The organism is Corallococcus llansteffanensis (genome assembly GCF_003612055.1).
In the GTDB taxonomy this organism is placed as follows: Bacteria; Myxococcota; Myxococcia; order Myxococcales; family Myxococcaceae; genus Corallococcus; species Corallococcus llansteffanensis.
This window is the reverse complement of sequence record NZ_RAWB01001065.1, coordinates 1-1,092: the sequence shown is the minus strand read 5'-3', so window position 1 is coordinate 1,092 and position 1,092 is coordinate 1. Positions and strand designations below refer to the sequence as shown.

Genomic DNA, 1,092 nt, shown 5'->3' with positions numbered 1-1,092 from the left:
GGGCCGGACCGTCCCGCGGCGCAGGAGCCGGACCGTCCGGCGGCGCAGGGGCCGGACCGTCCGGTGTTGGACGCACCCCGCGCACCTGCGACTCCGGGCACCCTGCCCCCGAACCTGCTGCCGCCTCCGGGTGCCAGCGGTGGGGTGATCATCACGACGCCGGAGTCGTCCTGGGGAGGCGGCCGCACGCTCAGGCCTGGAGACCCGAGCCTGTCCCCCGAAGCCCTCGCGGCCGAGGAACATGCGCGCGTGTCGGAGCGGGTGCAGGGCTTCGTCGATGACCGCCGGGCGCGCGACCGCGTGGACACCGGCCGCATCCATCCGTACTTCAGCAAGCTGCGCGCGAAGCTGGAGCAGCAGATGGACGCACCGCCGCTCTTCGACATGCCCAGCCTGCCCAAGCAGATGCTGTACTCGTGGGCGGACAAGGCCCGGCGGTTTGCCGCCACGGGCTCTCCCGGAGGCAACCTCTCCCTGGTCCCCACGCCGGGGGAGAAGCTCGCGGAGCGGGGCCGCGACAATCCCGCGTACAACCGACTGCGCGTCCGCGCCCAGGCCGGCGAGGAGCTCCAGGACTTCGCCCAAGGCGTCAGCACGATGAAGCTCGTCGTCACGCTGGAGCTGCTGCAGGGGCCGGACGGCACGTTGCGCGAGGTGAAGCTCATGACCCGCAGCGGCAACCCCGCCTACGACGACTACGTGCTCCAGTCCGTGCCCCCCGCGCTGGCGAAGTTCCCCCCGCCGCCGCCCGACGCCCTGGGCGTGCACACCGACGGCATCCGCAGCCTGTGGTCCGTGGAGGGCCGCGTCGTCTACGTGCGGAAGATCAGCGAGATGAAGGGCACGGACACCGCGTACCTCGCCGCCGCCGCCGCGGTGGGCGTCCTCGCGGGCGGCTTCGAGGAGACCACCGGCGACGTCTACGTCATCGACGTGCGCAACCCGCACTTCGAATGCCGCTCGCGCCTGCTGCGCGTCTATTGATCAGGGCGTGAGCGCCGTCGGCCACCGCACGCCGCCTCCGAAGGGCAGCAGCGCCTCCGCCACGTCGAGCAGCGCCCCGTCCGCCCACCGCCGCCCCACGAGCTGCAC

Annotated in this window: 1 protein-coding gene; it reads left to right on the top strand. The window is 73.0% G+C overall.

The genetic code is table 11. The features are described 5' to 3' along the window. The coding region (locus D7V93_RS43355) for a TonB C-terminal domain-containing protein (protein WP_244237858.1) at positions 1–984 on the top strand (984 nt) is incomplete at its 5' end. Positions 985–1,092: the final 108 nt, after the last annotated feature.